The sequence below is a fragment of the Chamaesiphon sp. GL140_3_metabinner_50 genome (assembly GCF_025361915.1).
Classification (GTDB): domain Bacteria; phylum Cyanobacteriota; class Cyanobacteriia; order Cyanobacteriales; family Chamaesiphonaceae; genus Chamaesiphon.
This window is the reverse complement of record NZ_JANYJC010000285.1, coordinates 1-2,745: the sequence shown is the minus strand read 5'-3', so window position 1 is coordinate 2,745 and position 2,745 is coordinate 1. Positions and strand designations below refer to the sequence as shown.

Below are 2,745 nucleotides of genomic sequence, written 5' to 3'. Positions count from 1 at the left end.
CAAGGGCACCTTTTCCCCTGGCTTAATAATAATGGTATCGCCTACTTTTATCCGTTCCGGTGAAACGACTTCAATCCCATTGGCTGTTTTGAGATTGGCGGCATCGGGACGAATTTCGAGTAGTGACGAAATCGAACGGCGAGATTTACTGACGGCTAATTCCTGAAATAACTCACCTATTTTGAAAAATAACATTACGCCTACAGCTTCTGGTAGCTGTTTAATCGCGATCGCGCCAACAGTGGCGATTGTCATCAGGAAGTTTTCATCAAATACTTGTCCGCGTAAAATATTTCGTCCCGCAGTAGTTAATACCGTCCAGCCACTCAATAAGTAAGCTGGAATAAATACTAAATATGCCCCGATCGATAATGGTGTTGCGTTTAATTGTTTCTCAAAGACAGAACCTATTATAAACAACGTAATTACGACCCCGACTAATAGACCTTCACGCTTTAAGTCAACCTCTCCCCCACCATGATTATGCCCGTCGTCTTCGTCGCCATCATCATGGCTACTATGGTCGTGGCTGCTGTGGTCGTGGTTGCTATGGTCTTGACTATTATGGTTGTGGCTGCTGTGGTCGTGGCTGCTCTGTTTAGCTGGAGATTTAGACTTCTCTGCGCCGATGGTATAACCTAACGCCGTCACTCGTTGTTTAATATCGGCTTCACTTACCCGTGCTGGATCGTAAGTGACAATCATCCTCCCAGTTGCTACTACCACAGATATCTCAGCTACCCCTGCTAGCTTCTCTACAGCACCTTCAATCTTCATCGCACAGCTCGTGCAGTCCATCCCACCAACTTGCATCCGTTGGGTTTTGAGCGCGGGTACTTGAGTCATATCTGTTGTGGCTAATATCGAACTAATATCTTAAATTGTAGACCAAAATCACAATGCCTGAAAGTATATTCAGGTATAGAACGATTCTCATTATTGCCGCTATAATTTAAGGAGAGCGGAAAGTGCGGTCTTGGGGTTTCCCCAAGTGGAGCACCTTTACAAGACAGTTAATCTTCTTCAACTAGACTTTTCATGACCGAGCAGGAATATTCAAGTAAATCGATTCTGCCTTGCAGACACTCCGTGAACGACGATGCCCAGGTACCCAGTTGTGACGAGCGATTGGTGCATTTAGATAATGTCCGTCAACTGCAACTAGACATCTTGCCAATGGCTGAAGCCCAACGTCGGGCAGAACTATTTAATGTTTTGGCAGATCCCAATCGGTTGCGGTTGCTTTCAGCATTAGCCAACCAAGAATTGTGCGTCTGCGATTTGGCTGCGGGTTTGAAAATGGGTGAATCGGCGGTATCTCACCAGTTGCGGGTATTGAAATCGATGCGAATGGTCAATTATCGCAAGGAAGGGCGAAATGTTTACTACAGTTTGGCAGATAGTCAGGCGATCGAATTATATCGATCGATTTCAGCACAGTTATTTTCTGCACCGCTACTTTAAAATCTCAACTAACTCTTAGCGGTCAAGCAGATCTGACTCAATGGGTAATCACCAATGAAGAATCAACAATAAAATTATTGTTAATTCTTCACTACTTAACTTACTTGCGAGGGGCAATTTTAGGCATACTACATTCGCTACCGCAATCGCAACCACTGGCACATTTACCGCAACCACAATCAGCCGCAAAAGCAGCTCCAGCAGTAACAGCGGCAATAGCTATAGCGGCTACTGTCGATCGAACAATATTTTTAACGTTCATAAGTACATTTTGATTAGGTACACTGCAATCATAAACTCTCTAGTTAGCCTGAGAGTTAAAAAGTACATTTAAACTATTTAGAAATTAAATGGAAGACTGAAAAATGCTGAAAATTGGCGATCTCAAACAACGGACGGGGGTGAAAGTGAGTACCTTGCGTTACTATGAAAATCGGAGTTAGATTGAGATTGCGTACCGAACGTTAAAACAGGCGATCCAGAAGTAACGTCTTAACGGTTGAGCCACCCCGAAAATGTCTGAATTAATAACCAGCTATTCAACCCGACAATGATTGTTGCCACTGCATAAGCCAGCACCTTGAGCCAAGTAGGATTGACAAACTCGCCCATCAAATTGCGATCGCTAGTGAACATAATTAGTGGAATTACCGCAAACGAAAGCTGTAACTCAGAATTACCTGACTCAGAATCAGCAGACTCGTAGTACTACCTTCCCCGAACCAGATAATCGTCAGTAATGCTGGTACGATCGCCACCAGTCGAGTCAACAAGCGACGCAGCCAAGGTTTCACTCGCAGGTGGAGAAATCCCTCCATCACAATTTGTCCCGCCATCGTTGCTGTTAAAGTTGAATTTTGCCCAGAGGCTAATAATGCGATTGCAAAAATAGCACTAGCCGGAGCGATACCCAACATCGGCGATAATAACTTATAAGCATCCTGAATTTCAGCGACATCTTGCTTACCCGAAAAGTGGAACACTGCCGCTGCTAAAATTAAAATTGCCGAGTTGATAAATAACGCTAAAGATAAAGCAAATGTGGAATCGATCGTCCCAAACTTAATCGCTTCCCACTTCTTTTCTGGGGTATCTTCCCAATTGCGAGTTTGGACGATCGATGAATGTAGATAGAGATTGTGCGGCATCACTGTCGCGCCTAAAATGCCGATCGCAATATACAATGCCTCTGGATTTCTGACTACTTCTACTTGCGGAATATAGCCGCCGAGAATACCGCCCAAATTGGGTTTGGCAAAGATTAATTCAGCGACAAAACAA

General features: G+C 44.1%; 4 protein-coding genes and 1 pseudogene. 2 read left to right on the top strand and 3 right to left on the bottom strand.

Going from position 1 to position 2,745, the window contains the following annotated elements; genetic code table 11:
- A partial coding sequence (locus Q0R35_RS13925; protein WP_295619312.1) for a heavy metal translocating P-type ATPase occupies nt 1-846 on the bottom strand: 846 nt, incomplete at its 3' end.
- 192 nt (nt 847-1,038) lie between these two features.
- Here Q0R35_RS13925 and Q0R35_RS13920 point away from each other — a divergent pair.
- Nucleotides 1,039-1,464: a metalloregulator ArsR/SmtB family transcription factor gene (locus Q0R35_RS13920; RefSeq protein ID WP_295619309.1), complete on the top strand. Its 426-nt coding sequence runs from the start codon at nt 1,039-1,041 to the stop codon at nt 1,462-1,464.
- Between the two features lie 100 nt (nt 1,465-1,564).
- On the opposite strand, the gene Q0R35_RS13915 is transcribed toward Q0R35_RS13920, so the two are convergent.
- Entirely contained in the window at nt 1,565-1,726 is a 162-nt protein-coding gene (locus Q0R35_RS13915) for a hypothetical protein (RefSeq protein WP_295619306.1), read from the bottom strand.
- Between the two features lie 103 nt (nt 1,727-1,829).
- Between Q0R35_RS13915 and Q0R35_RS13910 the strand changes: the two genes are divergently transcribed.
- Entirely contained in the window at nt 1,830-1,907 is a 78-nt protein-coding gene (locus tag Q0R35_RS13910) for a MerR family DNA-binding transcriptional regulator (protein WP_295619315.1), read from the top strand.
- Between the two features lie 49 nt (nt 1,908-1,956).
- On the opposite strand, the pseudogene Q0R35_RS13900 reads toward Q0R35_RS13910, so the two are convergent.
- A pseudogene (locus tag Q0R35_RS13900) lies at nt 1,957-2,745 on the bottom strand (Nramp family divalent metal transporter); the annotation flags it as partial.